Source organism: Microbacterium sp. J1-1 (assembly GCF_024498615.1).
GTDB lineage: Bacteria > Actinomycetota > Actinomycetes > Actinomycetales > Microbacteriaceae > Microbacterium > Microbacterium aurugineum.
Genome location: NZ_CP089590.1, coordinates 1,277,780 through 1,297,920 on the forward strand (window position 1 = coordinate 1,277,780; position 20,141 = coordinate 1,297,920).

The 20,141-nt window shown below is 67.3% G+C and carries 19 protein-coding genes; 15 read left to right on the forward strand and 4 right to left on the reverse strand.

What is annotated here, in order from left to right:
* Window positions 1–184 precede the first annotated feature (184 nt).
* The 5 genes from LRQ07_RS06050 (at window position 185) to LRQ07_RS06070 (ending at window position 6,026) form a co-directional block, all read left to right on the forward strand.
* A complete protein-coding gene (locus LRQ07_RS06050; RefSeq protein WP_256536126.1) occupies window positions 185–1,819 on the forward strand; it encodes a peptide ABC transporter substrate-binding protein in 1,635 nt (544 codons plus the stop codon).
* A gap of 101 nt (window positions 1,820–1,920) precedes the next feature.
* Window positions 1,921–2,847, forward strand: a complete 927-nt coding sequence (locus LRQ07_RS06055; protein ID WP_232762210.1) for an ABC transporter permease — start codon at window positions 1,921–1,923, stop codon at window positions 2,845–2,847.
* The gene (locus tag LRQ07_RS06060) at window positions 2,840–3,784 is read left to right on the forward strand and encodes an ABC transporter permease (RefSeq protein WP_232762209.1); all 945 of its coding nucleotides are present in this window, start codon (window positions 2,840–2,842) and stop codon (window positions 3,782–3,784) included. The genes LRQ07_RS06055 and LRQ07_RS06060 overlap by 8 nt, the downstream gene beginning before the upstream one ends.
* Window positions 3,781–5,460 carry a dipeptide ABC transporter ATP-binding protein gene (locus LRQ07_RS06065; RefSeq protein ID WP_256536127.1) on the forward strand — a complete coding sequence of 560 codons (1,680 nt, stop codon included), beginning with the start codon at window positions 3,781–3,783 and terminating at the stop codon, window positions 5,458–5,460. The genes LRQ07_RS06060 and LRQ07_RS06065 overlap by 4 nt, the downstream gene beginning before the upstream one ends.
* The gene (locus tag LRQ07_RS06070; RefSeq protein ID WP_256536128.1) at window positions 5,457–6,026 is read left to right on the forward strand and encodes a PH domain-containing protein; all 570 of its coding nucleotides are present in this window, start codon (window positions 5,457–5,459) and stop codon (window positions 6,024–6,026) included. Before LRQ07_RS06065 ends, LRQ07_RS06070 begins: the two co-directional genes overlap by 4 nt.
* Window positions 6,027–6,031: 5 nt before the next feature.
* Here the strand turns inward: LRQ07_RS06070 and LRQ07_RS06075 are convergent, their stop codons facing one another.
* Complete coding sequence (locus tag LRQ07_RS06075) at window positions 6,032–6,838, reverse strand: CPBP family intramembrane glutamic endopeptidase (protein ID WP_256536129.1); 807 nt, start codon at window positions 6,836–6,838, stop codon at window positions 6,032–6,034.
* Window positions 6,839–6,939: 101 nt separating this feature from the next.
* Between LRQ07_RS06075 and typA the strand changes: the two genes are divergently transcribed.
* Complete coding sequence (gene typA, locus LRQ07_RS06080) at window positions 6,940–8,853, forward strand: translational GTPase TypA (protein WP_047522661.1); 1,914 nt, start codon at window positions 6,940–6,942, stop codon at window positions 8,851–8,853.
* Window positions 8,854–9,047: 194 nt separating this feature from the next.
* Window positions 9,048–9,944 (forward strand): phospholipase, encoded by an 897-nt coding sequence (locus LRQ07_RS06085; protein ID WP_256536130.1) that lies wholly within the window; start codon window positions 9,048–9,050, stop codon window positions 9,942–9,944.
* A gap of 21 nt (window positions 9,945–9,965) precedes the next feature.
* On the opposite strand, the gene LRQ07_RS06090 is transcribed toward LRQ07_RS06085, so the two are convergent.
* Complete coding sequence (locus tag LRQ07_RS06090; protein ID WP_256536131.1) at window positions 9,966–10,514, reverse strand: helix-turn-helix domain-containing protein; 549 nt, start codon at window positions 10,512–10,514, stop codon at window positions 9,966–9,968.
* Window positions 10,515–10,618: 104 nt separating this feature from the next.
* Here LRQ07_RS06090 and LRQ07_RS06095 point away from each other — a divergent pair, with 104 nt between their 5' ends.
* From LRQ07_RS06095 to LRQ07_RS06120, 6 genes are all read left to right on the forward strand, one after another.
* Window positions 10,619–11,338, forward strand: a complete 720-nt coding sequence (locus LRQ07_RS06095) for an AzlC family ABC transporter permease (protein WP_248540051.1) — start codon at window positions 10,619–10,621, stop codon at window positions 11,336–11,338.
* On the forward strand, window positions 11,335–11,649 hold the full coding sequence (locus LRQ07_RS06100; RefSeq protein ID WP_256536132.1) for an AzlD domain-containing protein: 315 nt from the start codon (window positions 11,335–11,337) through the stop codon (window positions 11,647–11,649). The genes LRQ07_RS06095 and LRQ07_RS06100 overlap by 4 nt, the downstream gene beginning before the upstream one ends.
* A gap of 46 nt (window positions 11,650–11,695) precedes the next feature.
* Window positions 11,696–12,106, forward strand: a complete 411-nt coding sequence (locus LRQ07_RS06105) for a histidinol dehydrogenase (RefSeq protein ID WP_153243839.1) — start codon at window positions 11,696–11,698, stop codon at window positions 12,104–12,106.
* Between the two features lie 9 nt (window positions 12,107–12,115).
* On the forward strand, window positions 12,116–12,436 hold the full coding sequence (gene fdxA, locus LRQ07_RS06110) for a ferredoxin (RefSeq protein ID WP_131491902.1): 321 nt from the start codon (window positions 12,116–12,118) through the stop codon (window positions 12,434–12,436).
* Between the two features lie 9 nt (window positions 12,437–12,445).
* Window positions 12,446–13,558, forward strand: a complete 1,113-nt coding sequence (dapC, locus tag LRQ07_RS06115) for a succinyldiaminopimelate transaminase (RefSeq protein WP_232762201.1) — start codon at window positions 12,446–12,448, stop codon at window positions 13,556–13,558.
* 140 nt (window positions 13,559–13,698) lie between these two features.
* On the forward strand, window positions 13,699–15,039 hold the full coding sequence (locus LRQ07_RS06120; RefSeq protein ID WP_372491360.1) for a citrate synthase: 1,341 nt from the start codon (window positions 13,699–13,701) through the stop codon (window positions 15,037–15,039).
* 133 nt (window positions 15,040–15,172) lie between these two features.
* Here the strand turns inward: LRQ07_RS06120 and LRQ07_RS06125 are convergent, their stop codons facing one another.
* Together LRQ07_RS06125 and dapD are read right to left on the reverse strand one after the other, a co-directional pair.
* A complete protein-coding gene (locus LRQ07_RS06125) occupies window positions 15,173–16,549 on the reverse strand; it encodes a DEAD/DEAH box helicase (RefSeq protein WP_256536133.1) in 1,377 nt (458 codons plus the stop codon).
* A gap of 261 nt (window positions 16,550–16,810) precedes the next feature.
* Window positions 16,811–17,758, reverse strand: coding sequence for a 2,3,4,5-tetrahydropyridine-2,6-dicarboxylate N-succinyltransferase (gene dapD, locus LRQ07_RS06130; protein WP_256536134.1), 948 nt, complete (start codon window positions 17,756–17,758; stop codon window positions 16,811–16,813).
* A gap of 65 nt (window positions 17,759–17,823) precedes the next feature.
* On the opposite strand from dapD, the gene dapE reads away from it, so the two are divergent.
* Together dapE and LRQ07_RS06140 are read left to right on the forward strand one after the other, a co-directional pair.
* The gene (gene dapE / locus LRQ07_RS06135) at window positions 17,824–18,897 is read left to right on the forward strand and encodes a succinyl-diaminopimelate desuccinylase (RefSeq protein WP_248540054.1); all 1,074 of its coding nucleotides are present in this window, start codon (window positions 17,824–17,826) and stop codon (window positions 18,895–18,897) included.
* Entirely contained in the window at window positions 18,879–20,096 is a 1,218-nt protein-coding gene (locus tag LRQ07_RS06140) for a hypothetical protein (RefSeq protein WP_256536135.1), read from the forward strand. The genes dapE and LRQ07_RS06140 overlap by 19 nt, the downstream gene beginning before the upstream one ends.
* Window positions 20,097–20,141 lie beyond the last annotated feature (45 nt).

A 20,141-nucleotide genomic window follows, 5' to 3' on the forward strand; every position in this document is an offset into this window, starting at 1 on the left:
ACCTCCGTGGGGTGCGGCACCGTCTTCGTGTCTGCGCGTGTTTCGGCGAGATTACGGATGGTCACCACTCAGTAACGGTTCGTTAGCTGAGCGCGGCGGGGGCGAAGGTGCGGGTTACGCTCAGGTATCCCTGCTCGCTCGATGGTGAGTGCGCAGAATTCCCACGTCCACAGGAGGACACAAAGTGAAGCGCAACAAGATCGCCCTCGCGGGCGTCGCGCTGTTCGCGGTCGGCGCTCTGTCGCTCGCGGGCTGCGCAAGCGGATCCGGCAACAACGGTGACGGTGGCAACGGCTCGAACGCCGATCCCGACGCCATCATCACCACGAACGGCTCCGAGCCCGAGAACCCGTTGATCCCGACCAACACCAACGAGGTCGGCGGAGGCAAGATCCTCGACGAGATCTTCGCGGGTCTGGTCTACTACGACGCCGATGGCGAGCCGGTCAACGACATGGCCGAGGAGATCACCACCGAAGACCCTCAGCACCTCACCGTGAAGCTGAAGGAGGGGCAGACGTTCACCAACGGTGAAGAAGTCACCGCCGACAACTTCATCAAGGCGTGGAACGAGGGCGCGAAGGCCTCCAACGCACACCTCTCCAGCTACTTCTTCGAGGACATCGAGGGCTTCAGCTACGACGAGGACTCCGAGCTCACCGGCCTGGAGCAGGTGGACGACTACACGTTCACGATCGCGCTCAACAAGCCGGCCTCGGACTTCGCGCTGCGTCTCGGCTACTCGGCCTACTACCCGCTTCCCGATGTCGCTTTCGAGGACATGGACGCGTTCGGCCAGAACCCCATCGGCAACGGCCCGTACATGATCGACGGCGAAGACGCATGGCAGCACGACGTGCAGATCGACCTCGTCCGCAACGACGACTACGAGGGTGGGCGCAAGCCGGCCAACGGCGGTCTGACGATCAAGTTCTACGCCACGCAGGAAGCCTCCTACGCTGACCTGCAGGGCAATGAGGTCGATGTGATCGACCAGATCCCGACCAGCTCGCTGCCCGTCTTCCAGGACGAGCTCGAGGACCGGGCCGTCAACCAGCCCTCGGCTGTCTTCCAGTCGTTCACCATCGGCCAGTTCCTCCCGCACTTCAGCGGCGAAGAGGGCAAGCTGCGTCGTCAGGCGCTGTCGATGGCGATCAACCGCGAGGAGATCACCGAGACGATCTTCTCCGGCACCCGCACCCCGGCGGCGGACTTCACGTCCCCGGTCATCGCCGGCTGGTCCGACTCGATCCCCGGCAACGAGGTCCTCAGCTACGACCCCGAGAAGGCCAAGGAACTCTGGGCCGAGGCTGACGCCATCGCTCCGTGGGAGGGCGACTTCAAGATCGCCTACAACTCCGACGGCGGACACGACGCCTGGGTCGACGCAGTGAGCAACAGCATCAAGAACACGCTCGGCATCGAGGCATCGGGCGACCCGTACCCGACCTTCCAGGACCTGCGCACCAAGATCAACGACCGCACCATCACCACGGCGGCACGTTCGGGCTGGCAGGCCGACTACCCGGGTCTGTACAACTTCCTCGGACCGCTCTACGCGACGGGCGCCGGTTCCAACGACGGTGACTACTCGAACCCCGAGTTCGACGACCTCATCTCGGCGGGCATCAGCAACCCCGACCCCGACGCGCAGCTCGAGGACTTCACCAAGGCACAGGAGATCCTGTTCCAGGATCTGCCTGCGATCCCGCTGTGGTACTCGAACGTGACCGGTGGGTTCAGCGAGAACGTCGACAACGTGACGTTCGGCTGGAACTCGGTCCCGCTGTACTACCAGATCACGAAGGCCGGCGAGTAAAGTCTGACGGCACTTCACCCATGAGGCGGTGACGATTCTTCGTCACCGCCTCATGGGCTGTGTTCGCCTCGCTTTCTTTGCCCTCAAGAAGGGACAAGCGGATGCTCGGTTACATTCTGAGACGTCTTCTGCAGGTGATCCCGGTCTTCTTCGGAGCCACCCTGCTCATCTATTTCCTCGTGTTCGCCATGCCCGGCGATCCGGTCCTCGCCCTGTTCGGTGACAAGACCCCGAACCCGGCAGTCATCGAACAGCTTCGCGAGCAGTACCACCTGAACGACCCGTTCATCGTGCAGTACTGGTACTACATCACCGGTGTTCTCCAGGGTGATCTCGGGAACACCTACTCCGGCCGCTCCGTCTCCTCGGTGCTCGCCGCGACACTGCCCGTCACAGGGCGTCTCGCGGTCATGGCGATCGGAATCGAGTTCGTGCTGGCGATCCTCATCGGTACCCTCTCGGCGCTGCGCAAGGGGAAGCTGTTCGACAACGTGTCGCTCGTCGTGGCACTCGTCGCGATCGCGATCCCCATCTTCGTGTTGGCGTTCCTCGCTCAGTACTTCCTCGCGATCCAACTCGGCTGGTTCAAACCCACGGTGGGCGCGGACAACGACTGGGGCGGTCTCTGGCTGCCTGCGATCGTCCTCGGATTCAGCCTCTACGCCGTGAGCATGCGTCTGATGCGCAGCTCCGTCCTCGACACGCTGAACCAAGACTGGGTGCGCACGGCGTACAGCAAGGGTCTGTCACGCAGCCGCGTGCTCCCGGTGCACGTGCTGCGCAACTCCCTGATCCCCGTCATCACCAACTCAGCGACGAACTTCGGCGTACTGCTCGTGGGTGCGACAGTCACGGAGGGCATCTTCAACGTCCCCGGCGTCGGAAACACCCTTTTCGAAGCCATCCGTCGTGGTGAAGGACCCACCGTCGTCTCCTTCGTGACGGTGTTCGTCATCCTCTACGTACTGGTGAACCTGCTCATCGACCTGCTCTACGGTCTGCTCGACCCGAGGATTCGCTATGCCTGATCCCACCTCTCAGAAGCACTACGTCGCTCCTGTCGACACCGAGTCGATCCATGTCGATGCGGTCAGGATCTCCGACAAGCCCAGCAACCTGTGGCGCGACGCCTGGCGTGACCTGCGTCGTCGTCCGCTGTTCTGGTTCTCGGTGGTCCTGGCGCTCTTCTTCCTCTTGATGGCGCTGTGGCCCACGCTGTTCACGCAGACACCGCCGAACAGCAACTGTCTGCTGTCGAACAGCAACGGCGGTCCGACCGAGGGCCATCCGCTCGGTTTCACCTTCCAGGGCTGCGATATCTATTCCCGAATCGTCTGGGGGTCGCAGACCTCGCTGGCGGTCGGTCTGATCGCCACCCTGATCTCCTCGATCCTCGGACTCATCATGGGTGCACTCGCGGGGTTCTACGGAGGATGGCTCGACTCGGTGCTCTCGCGCGTCGGCGACATCTTCTTCGCGATTCCCTACATCCTCGCCGCCGTGGTCGTGATGACCGTCTTCAAGGACTCCCGGTCCGTGTGGACGCTCGCCTTCGCGATCGGTGGGTTCGCCTGGGCGTCGACGGCGCGTGTGGTCCGCGCAGAAGTGCTGAGGGTCCGGCAGGCCGACTTCGTCATGGCATCGCAAGCGCTCGGTCAGTCGAAATTCCGGATCCTCGTGAACCACGTCGTCCCGAATGCGCTCGCGCCGCTGCTGGTGATCTCGACGCTGGCACTCGCGGCGGCGATCGTCGCGGAGGCGACGCTGTCGTTCCTCGGCGTCGGTCTGGGCAGCGACACGATGTCGTGGGGCCTCGACATCGCCAAGGCGCAGGCTTCTCTGCGCGTCGCACCTATGGCTCTCATCTATCCGTCGATCGCGCTCACCCTGGCGGTGCTCGCGTTCGTGACTCTGGGTGAGCTCATCCGAGACGCCCTCGACCCGAAGGCGAGGGCCCGCCGATGAGCGAACGCATTCCCGACCAGGTGCCCCTGCTGAGCGTTCGCGACCTGAAGGTCGCCTTCCGCACGCAGGAGGGGCTTCGTGAAGTCCTCCACGGTGTCAGCTTCGACGTGCTTCCGGGTGAGACCGTCGCGATCGTGGGGGAGTCGGGTTCCGGCAAATCCACGACCGCCACGGCGATCATCGACCTGTTGGCCGGTACGGGGCAGGTGACGGGCGGTTCCATCACTCTCGACGGTCGTGAGCTCACCACTCTCGGCCGTAAAGAGATGGAAGCAGTCCGCGGTCGCGACATCGGATTCGTGCCGCAGGACCCGATGTCGAGCCTGAACCCGGTGTGGAGCATCGGTTTCCAGGTGAAGGAGGCCGTCCGAGCCAACGGCATCGCCCAGGGCCGTGCCGCGGTCAAGGCGCGGACCGTCGAGGTGCTGCAGCAGGCGGGGCTCGCAGATGCTGAGCGCCGACTGCACCAGTATCCGCATCAGTTCTCCGGCGGCATGCGCCAGCGGGCGCTGATCGGGATCGGGCTCGCGGCCAATCCGAAGCTGCTGATCGCCGATGAGCCGACATCGGCTCTCGATGTCACGGTGCAGCGCGTGATCCTGGACCACATGGCAACGCTCACGCGGGACAAGGGCACCTCGGTGCTGCTGATCACCCACGATCTGGGACTCGCCGCGGAACGCGCCGAGAAGATCATCGTGATGAACGGCGGCAACATCGTCGAGGCGGGCCCGAGCCGACAGATCCTCGAGGATCCGCAGCACCCGTACACGAAACGGCTGGTCGCGGCGGCACCGAGCGTGGCGTCGAAGCGGATCCAGGCCGTGGTCGCGGACCGCGGCATCGAGACGCGTGAAGACCTCGCCGCGATCCCGCCGACCGTTCGTGTCGCGGGGCTGACCAAGGACTACAAGATCCGCCAGGGGAACTTCCGCAGTGAAGCCTTCCGTGCAGTGGACGACGTGTCCTTCGAGATCCCGCGCGGCAAGACCCTCGCCCTGGTGGGTGAGTCCGGTTCGGGCAAGTCGACCGTGGCGAAGATGGTGCTCAAGCTGGAGGATCCCACCAGCGGCACGATCGAGATCGACGGCCGCGACGTGTCGAACCTGTCGCGCGCGCAGTCCTTCGGTCTCCGCCGTCGGATGCAGCCGGTCTTCCAGGACCCGTACGGATCACTCGACCCGCTGCGCAATATCGGCAATACGATCGCCGAGCCGTTGCAGATCCACGGCGTCGGTGACCGCGCGTCGCAGCGTGAGCGAGTCAACGAGTTGCTGGAACAGGTTGCTCTCCCTCAGGCTCTGGCGAGCAGATATCCGAGCGAACTCTCGGGCGGACAGCGGCAGCGCGTCGCGATCGCCCGGGCGTTGGCGCTCAAGCCGGACATCATCGTCCTCGACGAGGCGGTCTCGGCGCTCGACGTGCTGGTGCAGGACCAGGTGCTGAACCTCCTGGCGGACCTCCAGTCCGAGTTGGGCCTGACGTACCTGTTCATCACGCATGACCTCGCCGTCGTCCGCGTGTCGAGCGATCTCGTCTGCGTCATGGAGAAGGGGAAGATCGTCGAGCAGGGCACCGTCGACGAGATCTTCGCGAACCCGCAGGAGGAGTACACGGAGCGCCTCCTCCAGGCGATCCCGGGCGTGTCCCTCACGCTCGGAGGCGCCGGAGCGTGACCTCATCGCAACAACCCGAGGGCGCGCGCACATACCGCGCGCCCTCGGGCGTGGTCGTCCTCGTCTTCAGCGCCCTCCTGGCTTTGTTCCTGCTCGGTGACACCGCCGTTCGGGGAAGCTGGGAGCAGATGCTGCTCGTCGCTCCGTGGGTGCTGCTCGCCCTCTGGATCGTGTACGAGATCAGCTACGTCTCGCATGTCCGCGTGGATGCCCACGGTGTCGTCGTCCAGAACATGCTCCGCCGCACGCGCTTCGACTGGAGTCGCGTGCGCGACATCGACCTGCGGTGGCAGCTGCTGTTCTCCCTGGACGACGGGCGCGAGGTCAGCTGTTACGGCGGCCCCGCCCGCGCCCGGCCACCCCGCCCCGGTCGCGGGGAGGACTCCGAGCCCAAGCCGTCATCCGGCCTTCATGCACTCACGGACATCCGCGACCTCTGGGACGCCGCGCCCGTGTCCGATGCGCCGATCCGACGCGAGTGGGATCGGCCGGCGGTCATCGCACTCGTGGTGATCGTGATCTGGGCGGTCGTCGCGATCCTCCTCGCCGGTTCCGCTTCGGTCTGATCGACTCAGCCGGGAAGCCCGAACAGTGCGGGCCACATCGCCGCCGCCCAGGGGTACCCCACGAATGCGGCGGCGTCGATCACGAAGTGTGCGACCAGGAACGGTAGGAGGCGTCCGCTGCGCTGATACAGCCAGCCGAAGAGCAGGCCCATCGCCAGGTTGCCGAGGAACGCCGGATACCCCTGATAGAGGTGGTAGCTCGCCCGCAGCACCGACGTGGAGACGATGATCGTCCACGGACTCCAGCCGAGTTGGCGGAGCCGGGTGAAGAGATAGCCGAGCAGGACGAGCTCCTCCTGCAGCGATGCGCGGGCCGCGGCCAGCAGCAGGACGGGAACGGTCCACCAATACGCGTCGATCCCCGCGGGGTCGATGGCCACGGTGAGTCCCAGAGCGCGACCGGCGAGGTAGAGACCGAGGCCGGGGATGCCGATCGCGAGGACGAGCAGGATTCCGCGACCGACATCGCGTCCTGACCTGGTGCCGTCCAGACCCAGCCGTGCCAGATGCGGGCGCCGTGACTGCCAGAGCAGGAAGCACACCAGCACCACCGGGATCAGGGAGAACCCGATCGCGAGCACCTGGTAGATGAGGTCGAAGATCTCGCGGTCGCTCCGGGAGGGGTTCAGCTTCGCGACCTGGTCGGCGATCGGGACTTCATCCGTGAGCCGGTAGACGAGCTGCACGATCGCATACACGGCGGACTGTCCGAGGCCGAGCGCCAGGACGATCGCGATCTCCCACCACAGTCGCGCACGGGACGGGGCGGGGGAGAGGTCGGGGAGGTCACACGGAGCCTGCGGTCTGGTCACGATCTCGATGCTACGACCTGCTTTCAGGAACAAGCTCCGTGCTTGCGTTATCCTGGAACGTCGGCTTCCCGGCAAAACCCCACATCTTTTAGGACACCTGCATGGCGCACGCCCTTCGCTCTGACCTCCGCAACGTCGCGATCGTCGCGCACGTCGACCACGGCAAGACCACTCTCGTCGACGCCATGTTGCGTCAGACGGGCTCCTTCGGTGAACACGCCCACGTCGATGAGCGCGCCATGGACTCGAACGATCTGGAACGTGAGAAGGGCATCACGATCCTCGCCAAGAACACGGCGATCACGTACAAGGGCAAGCACGCAGGCGGCGAGGAGATCACGATCAACGTGATCGACACCCCCGGTCACGCCGACTTCGGGGGCGAGGTCGAGCGCGGCCTGTCCATGGTTGACGGTGTCGTGCTGCTCGTCGACGCGAGTGAGGGTCCGCTGCCGCAGACGCGTTTCGTGCTGCGCAAGGCGCTCGAGGCCAAGCTCCCCGTGATCCTCCTGGTCAACAAGACCGATCGTCCCGACGCCCGTATCGCGGAGGTCGAAGAGGAGGCACACGACCTGCTCCTGGGTCTCGCCTCCGACCTGGTCGACGACGTGCCGGACCTCGATGTCGACGCACTGCTCGACGTGCCTGTCGTCTACGCTTCCGGTCGCGCCGGTGCCGCATCGCAGAATCGTCCCGCCGACGGCTCGCTGCCGGACAACGACGACCTCGAGCCGCTGTTCGAGGCGATCCTCGAGCACGTTCCCGCTCCGGAGTACGACGACGAGCACCCGCTGCAGGCCTGGGTCACGAACCTCGACTCCAGCCCCTTCCTCGGTCGTCTCGCTCTGCTCCGCGTCTTCAACGGCACGCTGAAGAAGGGCCAGACCGTGGCCTGGGTCCGTGCCGACGGCACCACCAGCAACGCGCGCATCACGGAGCTCCTGAAGACCCGCGCTCTCGAGCGCTACCCGGCCGACTCCGCCGGCCCCGGCGACATCGTCGCCATCGCCGGATTCGAGAACATCACGATCGGCGAGACCATCGCCGACCCCGAGGATGTGCGTCCGCTGCCGGCCATCACGGTCGACGACCCCGCCATCTCGATGACGATCGGCACCAACACCTCGCCGCTCATGGGCAAGGTCAAGGGCCACAAGCTCACCGCTCGCATGGTCAAGGACCGTCTCGACAAGGAGCTGATCGGTAACGTCTCGCTCAAGGTCGTCGACATCGGACGCCCGGACGCCTGGGAGGTGCAGGGCCGTGGAGAGCTGGCCCTTGCCATCCTCGTCGAGAACATGCGTCGCGAGGGCTTCGAGCTCACGGTCGGCAAGCCGCAGGTGGTCACGAAGAAGATCGACGGCAAGACCTACGAGCCTTTCGAGCACCTCACCATCGACACCCCGGAAGAGCACCTCGGTGCGATCACGCAGCTGCTCGCGAACCGCAAGGGTCGCATGGAGAACATGACCAACCACGGCACCGGCTGGGTGCGCATGGAGTTCATCGTCCCGTCGCGCGGCCTGATCGGGTTCCGCAGCGAGTTCCTCACCACCACGCGCGGCACTGGCATCGCGAACGCGATCTCGCACGGCTACGAGCCGTGGGCGGGCTCCATCACGACGCGTCAGAACGGCTCGATCGTCGCCGATCGTCAGGGCGTCGTCACCCCATTCGCGATGATCGCCCTGCAGGAGCGCATGTCGTTCTTCGTGCAGCCCACGCAGGAGGTCTACGAGGGCATGGTCATCGGCGAGAACTCGCGCGCCGACGACATGGACGTGAACATCACCAAGGAGAAGAAGCTCACCAACATGCGTGCGGCCAGCTCCGACACGTTCGAGTCGATGACGCCCCCGCGTCAGCTGACGCTCGAGGAGAGCCTGGAGTTCGCCCGCGATGACGAGTGCGTCGAGGTGACCCCGGAGGTCGTCCGCATCCGCAAGGTGAACCTCGATGCGAACACCCGTGCTCGGGAGACGGCTCGCCTGAAGCGCCAGGACGCGAACGTCTGACACCAGCCTCGGACACGATCCGAGTGAGAGGGTCTCGCACCGCCGGATGGCGCATGCGGGACCCTCTTCTCATGTAAATCCCAGGTGAGGGATGGTTTTCGTTCAGGTTCGTGAGTCAGGGTGGTTCACTGCGCCGGGGACGAGCTCCCGATGAGTCTCCTGCAACGGCGTACGACAACCCGAAAGTCGACCCCATGCTTCAGAAGACTCGTGCGCTTCGGCGCGCCTCCGCAGCGGCCTCAGCCCGCACAGCGATCCACCGTCCCCTGTCCGTCCTCGGAGTGGCGGCGGCCGCTCTCGTCGGCATCACCGTGAGCGTCGGTCTCGCGTCCGTGCCCGCGTCGGGTGCGGTGGACATCCCCTCCGTCGTCACCTCGGCTGTCCGTTCCGGTGCAGAGCCCCTGGCGCAGATCACGAAGGTCGCGTCCGCGACGCTGACGCAGGCGAAGGTCGCGGTCGTCGCGGCGGAGACGCTGAACGGCGAGGTCGTCAGCTCAGGCCTCGACCTCGAGACCACGTCGTCCGTCGACACCTCCGATCTGGAGAGCGACATCGATAGGCTCGAAGAGCTCGATGTGACTCCGGTGCTCCTGGTCGTCCCCGTCGCGGAGGAGGCGAAGCAGGAGACGGCGGATGTCGTCGCCGAGACCGCAGAGCTGCGCAGTGCCCTCGACGCAGCAGAGCGGAAGCGCGCGGCGGAAGAGGCGGCCAGGATCGCCGCAGAGAAGGCAGCCGCGCGGGCCGCGGCGGAGAAGCAGGCGGCGGCCGCCCTGGCCGCAGCCAACACGCCGGAGGGTGCCAAGGCCACCGCACGGCAGCTCATGTCGAGCACCTACGGATGGGGTGGCGACCAGTTCTCCTGCCTGGACTCCCTGTGGAACAAGGAATCCGGGTGGAACTACCAGGCGTACAACCCGAGCGGCGCCACCGGGATCCCGCAGGCGCTCCCCGGTAGCAAGATGGCGTCGGCCGGTTCCGATTGGCAGACCAACGCCGCCACCCAGGTCGCCTGGGGGCTCGGGTACATCTCGTCGGTGTACGGCACCCCGTGCAGCGCGTGGGCGCATTCCCAGGCCGTGAACTGGTATTGACCCGGCGCGGTCGCCCCGCGTTCAGCGCAATTCGGAGATGAGCACGGCGCTCGTGTTCGGCTTCGTCGCCTCGAAGATGTGCGCGGCATCGCCGGCATAGGTGAGGTAGTCGCCGGGGTGGAGGAGCACGGGTTCGCCCGCGGGCCCGACCCGCGCCTCGCCGGCGACCAGGATCACGTGTTCGATCGTGCCCGGGTGGTGAGGGTCCGACAGGCGGGGATCGCCCGGGTCGGCCTGGATCAGGTACACATCGCGGCGCGCTCCCGGAGGGCTGGCAGAGAGCAGGGTCGCACTGTAGGCCGCGGCGGAGGAGGGCACACCGGCCAGGTCGTCGGCACGGATCAGGGTCGGGGCGTTGGCCTGCTGGTCGACGAGCACCGCGAATGGCACGCCGAGTGCCACTCCGAGTGCCCACAGCGTCTCGACGCTGGGGTTCCCAGAGCCGCTCTCGAGCTGCGAGACAGTGGCCTTGGACACCCCGGCTCGCCGGGCGAGCTCGGAGACCGACAGGCTCGCGGCCTCCCTTTCGCGGCGCAGGGTTCGAGCGAGACGTGTGCGGAGATCCTCCATGTGTTCATCATGTCAAACGATCGTTCGCTTGACTATGCATTCAGAAATGTTCAGAATGATGGTCATGCGTTCACTGAAGCGAACACCTGGATGCGATCGGCGCCATGACCGCGGAGCGTGAGGTCTGGCGCGAGGCGCTCGGTGTCGTGCTCGCGACCAGTGCCTATGGGGTCTCCTTCGGTGCGTTGGCCGTGGCCTCCGGCCTGGATGTCTGGCAGACCTGCGTCCTGAGTCTCCTGATGTTCACCGGCGGCTCGCAGTTCGCGTTCGTCGGCGTCTTCACGGCCGGTGGTCTCGCTGCCCTGCCCTCGGCCATCGCGTCGGCGGCCCTTCTCGGGGTGCGCAATGTCGCCTATGGAATGCGGATGTCGCCGATCGTCGGGGGAGGGCCCGGGCGCAAAGCGATGGCGGCGCACTTCACGATCGACGAATCGACGGCGGTGGCGATCTCGCAGAGCGACCCGCGGCTGCGGCAGATCGGCTTCTGGGTGACCGGCGTCGGTATCTTCGTCGGCTGGAACATCACCACCCTCGTCGGCGCGCTCGTGGGTGACGTGCTGGGCGATCCGAAGACGTGGGGGCTGGACGCTGCAGCCGCCGCAGCGTTCCTCGCGCTGCTGTGGCCGCGGCTCCGGCAACGTCAGGCCGTCGCGGTGGGGGTGGCGGCCGCCGTGGTCGCTGCCGCGTTCACACCGTTCCTCATGCCGGGCCTTCCGGTGCTCGTCGCGGCCGTGGTCGCGATCGCCGTCGGCTGGTTCAATTGGCTCGGACGACCCGTGTCGCCGGCCGACGAGCCGCTGGATGGCGCGGAGGCCCCCTCATGAGCCTCTGGAGCGCGATCCTCCTCGCGGCGGTGATCTGTCTCGCCATGAAGGCGGCCGGCTATCTCGTGCCGTCATCGGTGCTCGAAGAGCCCCGCGTCGCCCGGATCTCCGATCTGCTGACCGTGGCCCTCCTCGCGGCGCTTGTCGCCGTGCAGACCCTCGGTGACGGACAGGCCATCATGGTGGATGCGCGTGTGCCCGCTCTGCTGGTCGCCGGGGGACTCCTATGGTTGCGGCAGTCGTTCCTCGTCGTCGTGGTGGCTGCTGCACTGGTGGCGGCCCTGCTGCGCATCTTCGGCCTCGCATCGTGAACCCCGGATCTCGTCGGCACACCGCCGGCGCCGGTAAGCTCAACGGGTGCGCGTGAGCTGGTTGTCGAGAGTGCTGTCCTGGGTGGCTGCAGCCCTGGTGGGCGGCGTCTACGGCGTGGCGGGCACCATCGCCCACAGTGTGATGTGGGGGCCCATCCCGATCGGACTGATCGTCGCTGCGATCGCGTGCGCAGCGATCCTCGTCGCCGTGCGCGCGCTCACCCACGACCGAGGGGCGGCGGTCGCCGCCGGACTGGGGATGATCGGGATGCTGGTGCTGATCTCCGGCGTGGGTCCCGGCGGGTCTGTGGTCGTGCCGGACTCGCTGAGCGGTCAGATCTGGACGTACGTGGTCGCGGGAATCGTGCTCCTGGTCGTCGCCTGGCCGTCCTTCTCGCGGGTCCCGGTGCGCACGGAGGCACCCGCCGCGCAGGAATCCGAGGCGCGCGAGTCGTAGACTGGAGCGGTGACGTATGTGATCGCCCTCCCGTGCGTCGATGTCAAGGACCGAGCCTGCATCGACGAGTGCCCCGTTGACTGCATCTACGAGGGCGAACGCTCGCTGTACATCCATCCCGACGAGTGTGTGGACTGCGGCGCCTGTGAGCCGGTGTGCCCGGTGGAAGCCATCTACTACGAGGATGACCTGCCCGACGAGTGGCAGGACTACTACAAGGCCAATGTCGAGTTCTTCGATGAGATCGGATCTCCCGGAGGCGCGGCGAAGGTCGGCGTCTACGCGTTCGATCACCCGATCGTCGCCGCGCTCCCGCCGCAGGGCGAGTAGGCGCGCGCTGTGAGCGTCCGAGACCTCGACGACTACCCCTGGGACGCCGTCGTCCCGTTCCGCGAGCGTGCGGCCCGACATCCGGAAGGGATCGTGGATCTCTCCATCGGCTCGCCGGTGGATCCGACTCCCGACATCATCCGGCGCGCTCTCGCCGAGGCGACCGACGCCCACGCCTATCCGCAGACGGTCGGCACGCCGACCCTGCGTGAGGCGATCGTCGACTGGTACGCGCGCCGCCGCGGTGTGCCCGACCTCCGCGTCGACAACGTCCTGCCCACGATCGGCTCCAAGGAGTTCGTCGCGCTGCTGCCCACGCTGCTCGGGCTGGGAGAGGGCGACATCGTCGTGCACCCCCGAGTGGCGTACCCGACCTACGATGTCGGTGCCCGCGTCGTCGGCGCGACACCGCTCCCCGCCGACGACCCCGCGGACTGGCCGGAGGGCACGAAGCTCATCTGGATCAACACCCCCGGCAACCCGGACGGCCGCACCTGGACGGTGGACGAGCTCGCCGCCGCCGTGCGTCGCGCCCGTGAACTCGGCGCCGTGCTCGCGAGCGACGAGTGCTATGCCGAACTCGGGTGGGATGGCGAATGGGCCACCTCGCCGATTCCGTCGATCCTCGACCCGCGGGTGACCGGTGGTAGCCGTGCGAATCTGCTCAGCGTGTACTCCCTGAGCAAGCAGTCGAACCTCGCCGGCTACCGCGCCGCGTTCGTCGCAGGTTGTGCGCGCGTGGTCGGCGACCTCCTCACGGCGCGCAAGCATCTCGGCCTGATGCCGCCCGCTCCGGTGCAGCACGCCATGGCGGTGGCGCTCGGCGACGACGCGCACGTCGCGGCGCAGAAGGAGCTCTATCGGGCTCGGCGGGATGCGCTGCATCCTGCGCTCGCAGCCGCCGGCTTCCGTATCGATGGTTCAGAAGCCGGGCTGTACCTGTGGGCGACGGAGGGACGGGATGCCTGGGATTCGATGGCGAGGCTCGCTGAGCTCGGCATCCTCGCGGGCCCGGGGCCGTTCTACGGTGCTGACGCCGCGCAGCATGTCCGGCTCGCCCTCACCGCCCCGACCGAGCGCATTCTCGAGGCGGCGCGACGCCTCACTGTCGAAGCTCTGTAGGTTATCCCCTTGAAGTGGCCGTCTGTTTGGCGGATGTCACAGTAGGCCGGAGTGCCTACTAGGCTGTAAAAGCGATTCGGTCGTGACCCGACCTGGTGCCTCAGCGCCGTGAGATCGCCAGTTCCGACTTGATCAAGATCATGTCCGACTCCACCGCGACGAGCGGGGGCGGACACCAGGAGGAGGTCCGCGTGAGTGCAGCGGCAGACCAGACGGCGAAGCTGACGATCGGTGAGACGACCGCCGAATTCCCGGTACTGCGCGGCACGGCGGGGCACGACAGCATCGACTTCTCGACGCTGACCCGTCAGACCGGCTACACCGGTCTCGACTACGGCTTCGTGAACACCGCGTCGACGAAGTCCGAGATCACCTTCATCGACGGCGACAAGGGCATCCTGCGCTATCGCGGATACCCGATCGAACAGCTGGCGGGATCGACCAGCTATCTCGAGGTCGCTTGGCTCCTGATCTACGGCGAACTGCCCTCGGCATCCGAGCTCGCGGAGTTCGACGAGAAGATCCGCCGCCACACGCTGCTGCACGAAGACCTCAAGCGCTTCTTCTCCGCCCTGCCGCACACGGCGCACCCGATGTCGGTGCTGTCGTCGGCGGTCGCGGCGCTCTCGACCTACTACGAAGGTCAGACCGATCCGCACAACCCCGAGCACGTCGAACTCAACATGGTGCGCATGCTCGCCAAGCTTCCGGTGATCGCGGCGTACGCGCACAAGAAGAGCGTCGGCCAGGCCTTCCTCTACCCCGACAACTCGCTGAGCTTCGTGGACAACTTCCTGAAGCTGAACTTCGGTGTGCACAGCGAGGAGTACGAGGTCAACCCGGTGATGTCGAAGGCTCTCGAGCTGCTCCTCATCCTGCACGAAGACCACGAGCAGAACGCCTCGACCTCGACCGTCCGCCTCGTGGGCTCCACCGGTGCGAACCAGTTCGCGTCGATCTCCGCCGGCATCCAGGCTCTCTCCGGCCCCCTTCACGGCGGTGCGAACGAGGCTGTGCTGACCATGCTCGGGCAGATCCGTGACTCCGGTCAGAGCGTTTCGCGCTTCGTCGAGCGGGTGAAGAACAAGGAAGAGGGCGTGAAGCTGATGGGCTTCGGGCACCGGGTCTACAAGAACTACGATCCGCGCGCCAAGCTCGTCAAGGACGCGGCCGACGAGGTGCTCTCCTCGCTGGGCGTCACTGACCCCCTCCTCGACCTGGCCAAGGAGCTCGAGGAGCTCGCGCTCGCCGACGACTACTTCCGTGAGCGTCGCCTGTACCCGAACGTCGACTTCTACACGGGTGTGATCTACAAGGCGATGGGCTTCCCCACGCGGATGTTCACCGTGCTCTTCGCGATCGGACGGCTGCCCGGCTGGCTCGCGCAGTGGCGTGAGCTGCAGCTCGACCCGCAGACCAAGATCGGCCGCCCGCAGCAGCTGTACACCGGATCCTCGGAGCGCTCTTTCCCGACCCGCTGAGTCTCGGCCGCGCCCGGCCGTAAGCAGTCGAGGCCCCCTCTGCCCGCCGACGCCCCCTCACACTGACGACTGTCAGAGGGGGCGTCGACGCGCTGAGGGGGCCTCGACGTGAAAAGGAGTGGGGCGGGACGCGTCAGCGCCCCCGGCCGCCGCCCTGACGGGACTGGCCGCTCTGCGTGGAGTAGCCTCCGCCCTGGCCGGCACCGGATGCGCCGGAGCGGGGACGGCGACGACGACGGGAAGGCGGGTTCGCCGCCCCGTTCCGCTCGCCGCCCGCGGGACGCTGCTTCGAAGACTGACGCTGCTGCTGCGGCGCCTGCACCGGGGCCGGGCGCACGTGCGGTGCGCGCTCGGGGACGAGAGCGGTGACGGCCGCCGTGGTCACATCCTCCAGCGGAGCGCTGATGGCGGCCTTGCGCAGCAGATCCTTGACGTCACGACGCTGCTCGGGCAGCACGACGGTCACGACCGTACCGGCGGCTCCGGCGCGCGCCGTGCGACCGGAACGGTGCAGGTACGCCTTGTGCTCCACGGGCGGGTCGACGTGCACCACGAGGTCCACGTTGTCCACGTGCACTCCGCGCGCAGCGACGTCGGTCGCGACGAGCACGCGCACGCCGCCGTCCTCCGGCGCCGCCGAGAACGCGCCGAGGTTGCGCTCGCGAGCGTTCTGCGAGAGGTTTCCGTGCAGGTCGACCGCGGGGATGCCTGCAGCGGTGAGCTGCTTCGCGAGCTTCTTCGCCTGGTGCTTGGTACGGGTGAAGAGGATGCGGCGCCCGGTGCCCGATGCGAGGTCGCGCACGAGCGCGGTCTTGTTGTCGGTCGAGTCGACCACGAGCACACGGTGGGTCATCTCGCCGACGGGCACGCTCTCCTCGTCGACCTCGTGGCTGACCGCGTTCGAGAGGAAGCGGCGGGCCAGGGTGTCGATGCCGCGGTCGAGCGTCGCGCTGAACAGCAGGCGCTGACCGCCGGCCGGGGTCGCCGTGAGGATGCGGGTGACACCGGGGAGGAAGCCGAGGTCTGCCATGTGGTCGGCCTCGTCCAGCACGGTGACCTCGATCGCGCTCAGGCGCACGACCTGCTGCTTCATGAGGTCTTCGAGTCGACCGGGGCAGGCGACCACGATGTCGACGCCGCCACGCAGCGCCTGCTCCTGCGGACGCTGGCTGACGCCGCCGAAGACGGTCGTGACGCGCAGGCCCGCGGCCTCGGCGAGAGGAGCGATCGTCGTAGCGATCTGGGTTGCGAGCTCTCGGGTCGGAGCGAGGACGAGTCCGCGCGGCAGGCCTGCGCGGCGCTGCCCCCCGGACGCGGCGAGTCGCGCGACGAGCGGGAGCGCGAAGGCGATGGTCTTGCCGCTGCCCGTGCGTCCGCGGCCCAGGAGGTCGCGTCCGGCAAGGGAGTCGGGGAGCGTGTCGCGCTGAATGGCGAACGCTTCGGTCTTGCCGGAGTCGGCGAGAACGGCGGCGAGCTCGGCGGGAACGCCGAGTTCAAGGAAAGTAGACATGCAGAAACTCCGTCAGCGCACGAGTGAACGGCGCAAGATAAGGGGTGAGGTGGGCGACGGCGCAGGAATTGCGCATCGATTCGCCGTTCGAAAGGCCAGCTGATGCTGGTGATGGGAGCAGTTCCGCTCGCTTCGGTCCTCGGAGACCCCGTGACGACGACGATGTTGTGGGACCGGCGGTCCGTGCAACGAGGTCAGTCTATCAGCGCGGGCATGCCGTCAGCTGCATGCCCGCTGCGTGCGCGAGTCGTCGACGGCGGATCAGGCGTGCAGCGCCTCGTTCAGCGTCACTCCGACGCCCGCCCGTCGCACAGCCTCGACCGCCCCGCTGAGCGAGTTGCGGCGGAACAGCAGTCCGTCCTGGCCCGAGAGTTCCGCACCCTTCACCGTCCGCCGCCCGCCATCCGGCGTCGCGGGACCGTCGGCGAGCACGACCTTGGTGCCGGCTGTCACGTAGAGGCCCGCTTCGACGATGCAGTCATCGCCGAGCGAGATGCCGATGCCGGCGTTGGCGCCGAGGAGCGTGCGCGCTCCGATCGACACCCGGTGCGTGCCGCCGCCCGAGAGGGTGCCCATGATGGAGGAGCCACCGCCGATGTCGCTGCCGTCCCCGACGACGACGCCCTGCGAGATGCGCCCTTCGACCATCGAGGCACCGAGAGTGCCGGCGTTGAAGTTGACGAAGCCCTCGTGCATCACCGTCGTGCCGGGGGAGAGGTAGGCGCCGAGGCGCACGCGGGACGCGTCGGCGATGCGCACGCCGGACGGCTGGACGTAGTCGGTCAGACGGGGGAACTTGTCCAGCCCCTGCACCTGGATGCCCGCGCGCTGGAGGTGCGGACGACGACGCGCCGCGACGTCGGGGTGCACCGGTCCGGCGTTCGTCCAGGCGACGTTGGGCAGGTGCCCGAAAATGCCGTCGAGGTTCAGCTCGTTGGGACGCGCCACGAGGTGCGAGAGCGCGTGCAGACGCAGATACGCGTCGGCGGTGGAGGCGGGAGCCTCGTCGAGGTCGATCTGCAGCTGCACGACCTCGACCGTGACGTCTCGTCGCTCGTCGCGTCCGACGAGGGGTTCGAGTGCGGCGACGCCCGCCTCATCCGCGACGAGCTCCCCGCGTCGCACCTCCGGGTACCAGGCATCGAGAACCGTGCCGTCCCCGGCGATCGTGGTCAGTCCGATACCCCATACCGTGCGTGCGTCGCTCATCCCTCCACGCTATCGCGCCCGGCCGGCGACGACTTCACGCATGACGGGGAAAGTAGGCTGGACGCATGGTGCTCGATCTGACCGCGTCCTCCGTCGAACTCACTCGTGCGATCTGCGACATCCCGAGCGTCTCCGGCGACGAGAAGACGCTGGCCGATGCGATCGAGGCCGCGATCTCGCCGTTGACCCATCTCGAGGTCTTCCGGCACGGGAACACGATCGTCGCCCGCACCGACCTCGGCCGTGCGCAGCGCGTCGCGATCGCCGGTCACATCGACACCGTGCCGATCAATGCGAACCTCCCGACGCGGGACATCGAGATCGACGGAGTGCCCTACCTGTGGGGACGCGGCACGGTCGACATGAAGGCCGGCACCGCCGTGCAGCTGAAACTCGCGGCCGAGCTCACCGCTCCCGCCGTCGACATCACCTGGATGTGGTACGACAACGAGGAGATCGAAGCCTCCAAGAACGGTCTCGGGCTGCTCGCGGCCGTTCGTCCCGATCTGTTCCAGGCGGACTTCGCGATCCTCGGAGAGCCGTCCAACGGCGAGGTGGAGGGGGGCTGCAACGGCACCCTCCGAGCGCTCGTCCGGACGACCGGCGTGCGAGCACACAGTGCCCGCGCCTGGATCGGCGAGAACGCGATCCACAGTGCCGCGCCCATCCTCACCCGGCTGGCGGAGTATCGCGCCAAGGAGGTGCTGGTCGAAGGGTTGCTCTACCGTGAGAGCCTGAGCGCCGTGCGCATCGCGGGTGGCGTCGCGGGGAACGTCATCCCCGATGCCTGCGAGGTCGAGGTCAACTACCGTTTCGCTCCCAACAAGTCGGCTGCGGACGCCGAGTCCCATCTCCGCGGGGTTCTCGCGGGCTTCGACATCGAGATCACGGATGCCGCCGAGGGTGCGCGCCCCGGGCTCGACGCCGAGATCGCGAAGCAGTTCGTGGCTGCTGTCGGCGCGGAGCCGCGACCGAAGTACGGATGGACGGATGTCGCCCGGTTCTCGGCCCTCGGCATCCCCGCGGTGAACTACGGCCCGGGCGACCCGCACCTCGCGCACCACGACGAGGAGCGCGTGCCGCTCGCGCAGATCGACGCCGTGGAGCGGGGCCTGCGCGTATGGCTCGCTTCGCACTGAGTGCGGCTCGCCGGTGGGCGCAGACACCGCTCGCACTGCGCATCGCCGTCATCTATCTCGGTGCGCGGGTGGTCACCACCGCCTTCTTCCTCGTGGCGGGCTCCCTGTCGACCGGGGCCTCTCGGTTCGGTGCAGACGCGGGCGTCGTCGACTTCATCCTCGGTTGGGACGCCCAGTGGTATTGGCTCGTCGCCGAGAACGGGTATCCGACCGACCTCCCTCTGACCGACTCCGGGGAGGTCGCCGAGAACGCCTGGGCGTTCATGCCGGTGTTCGCCTATGCGGCCAAGACGGTCGGGTTCCTGTTCGGCTCGTGGGGCGTCGGCGCTCTCGTGATCTCGTTCGTCGCCGGGTACCTCGCCTGCCTCGCCCTGCACCGCCTGCTCCGCGACCGCATCGGAAGCGGCGCGGCGACCTGGGCGGTCGTCTTCTTCGCCGCCGGGCCCATCGCGGCCATGTTCCAGGTCGGCTACGCCGAGACTCTTTTCCTCCTGCTGCTGTTCCTCGCACTCGACGCGACCGCCGCGCACCGCTACTCCTGGCTCTACGTGCTCATCCCGGTGATGGCCTTCACCCGCCCCGGTGTACTCGCCTTCGCCCTCTACCTGGGGCTGCACGGGATCATGCGATGGGTTCGTCGGAAGGAGGATCCGCTGTCCGGTCGCGAGATCGCGCACATCCTCGCACTGGGTGCGCTGGCGAGCGTGACCGGCTTCGCCTGGCAGGTGATCGCCGGCATCGTCACCGGCGACCCCGGCGCGTACCTCGCCACCGAACTCGCATGGCGTCGCCACTGGATCGTCGGTGGTGTCGACGGTTTCGTCCCGTTCGAAGGCTGGGTCCAGGCAGCGCAGTTCTGGTTCGGTTTCTGGGGGCTTCCGCAGTGGTGGGGGCCGATCGCACTGGCGCTGCTGGTCGTCGGGCTCGCGGCCATGCTGCTGTACTCCCCGCAGGTCCGTGCCCTCGGCGGAGACCTGCGGCTGTGGAGCGCGAGTTACCTGCTCTACCTGCTCGCGGTGTTCTTCCCCCAGTCGAGCACCTTCCGTCTGCTCCTGCCGCTCAGCCCGATGTGGGGTGCGGTCGCCGTCCCGCGCTCACGGCGTTGGAGGCTCGGGATCCTCGCGGTGTGTCTCGTCGGTCAGTGGTTCTGGATCTACCACATGTATGCGCTCGGGAACACGTTCTGGCAGGTGCCGTGATCGTGAAGCTCGACCCAATTGTTGCTCGGTGACCTCCAGGTCCCG

Excerpts from the sequence above, each read along its gene's own strand:
- LRQ07_RS06055 (WP_232762210.1), top strand. The coding sequence starts at position 1,921 with ATGCTCGGTTACATTCTGAGACGTCTTCTGCAGGTGATCCCGGTCTTC.
- LRQ07_RS06060 (WP_232762209.1), top strand. The coding sequence starts at position 2,840 with ATGCCTGATCCCACCTCTCAGAAGCACTACGTCGCTCCTGTCGACACC.
- LRQ07_RS06065 (WP_256536127.1), top strand. The coding sequence starts at position 3,781 with ATGAGCGAACGCATTCCCGACCAGGTGCCCCTGCTGAGCGTTCGCGAC.
- typA (WP_047522661.1), top strand. The coding sequence starts at position 6,940 with ATGGCGCACGCCCTTCGCTCTGACCTCCGCAACGTCGCGATCGTCGCG.
- LRQ07_RS06085 (WP_256536130.1), top strand. The coding sequence starts at position 9,048 with ATGCTTCAGAAGACTCGTGCGCTTCGGCGCGCCTCCGCAGCGGCCTCA.
- LRQ07_RS06090 (WP_256536131.1), bottom strand. The coding sequence starts at position 10,514 with ATGGAGGATCTCCGCACACGTCTCGCTCGAACCCTGCGCCGCGAAAGG.
- LRQ07_RS06095 (WP_248540051.1), top strand. The coding sequence starts at position 10,619 with ATGACCGCGGAGCGTGAGGTCTGGCGCGAGGCGCTCGGTGTCGTGCTC.
- LRQ07_RS06100 (WP_256536132.1), top strand. The coding sequence starts at position 11,335 with ATGAGCCTCTGGAGCGCGATCCTCCTCGCGGCGGTGATCTGTCTCGCC.
- LRQ07_RS06120 (WP_372491360.1), top strand. The coding sequence starts at position 13,699 with ATGTCCGACTCCACCGCGACGAGCGGGGGCGGACACCAGGAGGAGGTC.
- LRQ07_RS06125 (WP_256536133.1), bottom strand. The coding sequence starts at position 16,549 with ATGTCTACTTTCCTTGAACTCGGCGTTCCCGCCGAGCTCGCCGCCGTT.
- dapD (WP_256536134.1), bottom strand. The coding sequence starts at position 17,758 with ATGAGCGACGCACGCACGGTATGGGGTATCGGACTGACCACGATCGCC.
- dapE (WP_248540054.1), top strand. The coding sequence starts at position 17,824 with ATGGTGCTCGATCTGACCGCGTCCTCCGTCGAACTCACTCGTGCGATC.
- LRQ07_RS06140 (WP_256536135.1), top strand. The coding sequence starts at position 18,879 with ATGGCTCGCTTCGCACTGAGTGCGGCTCGCCGGTGGGCGCAGACACCG.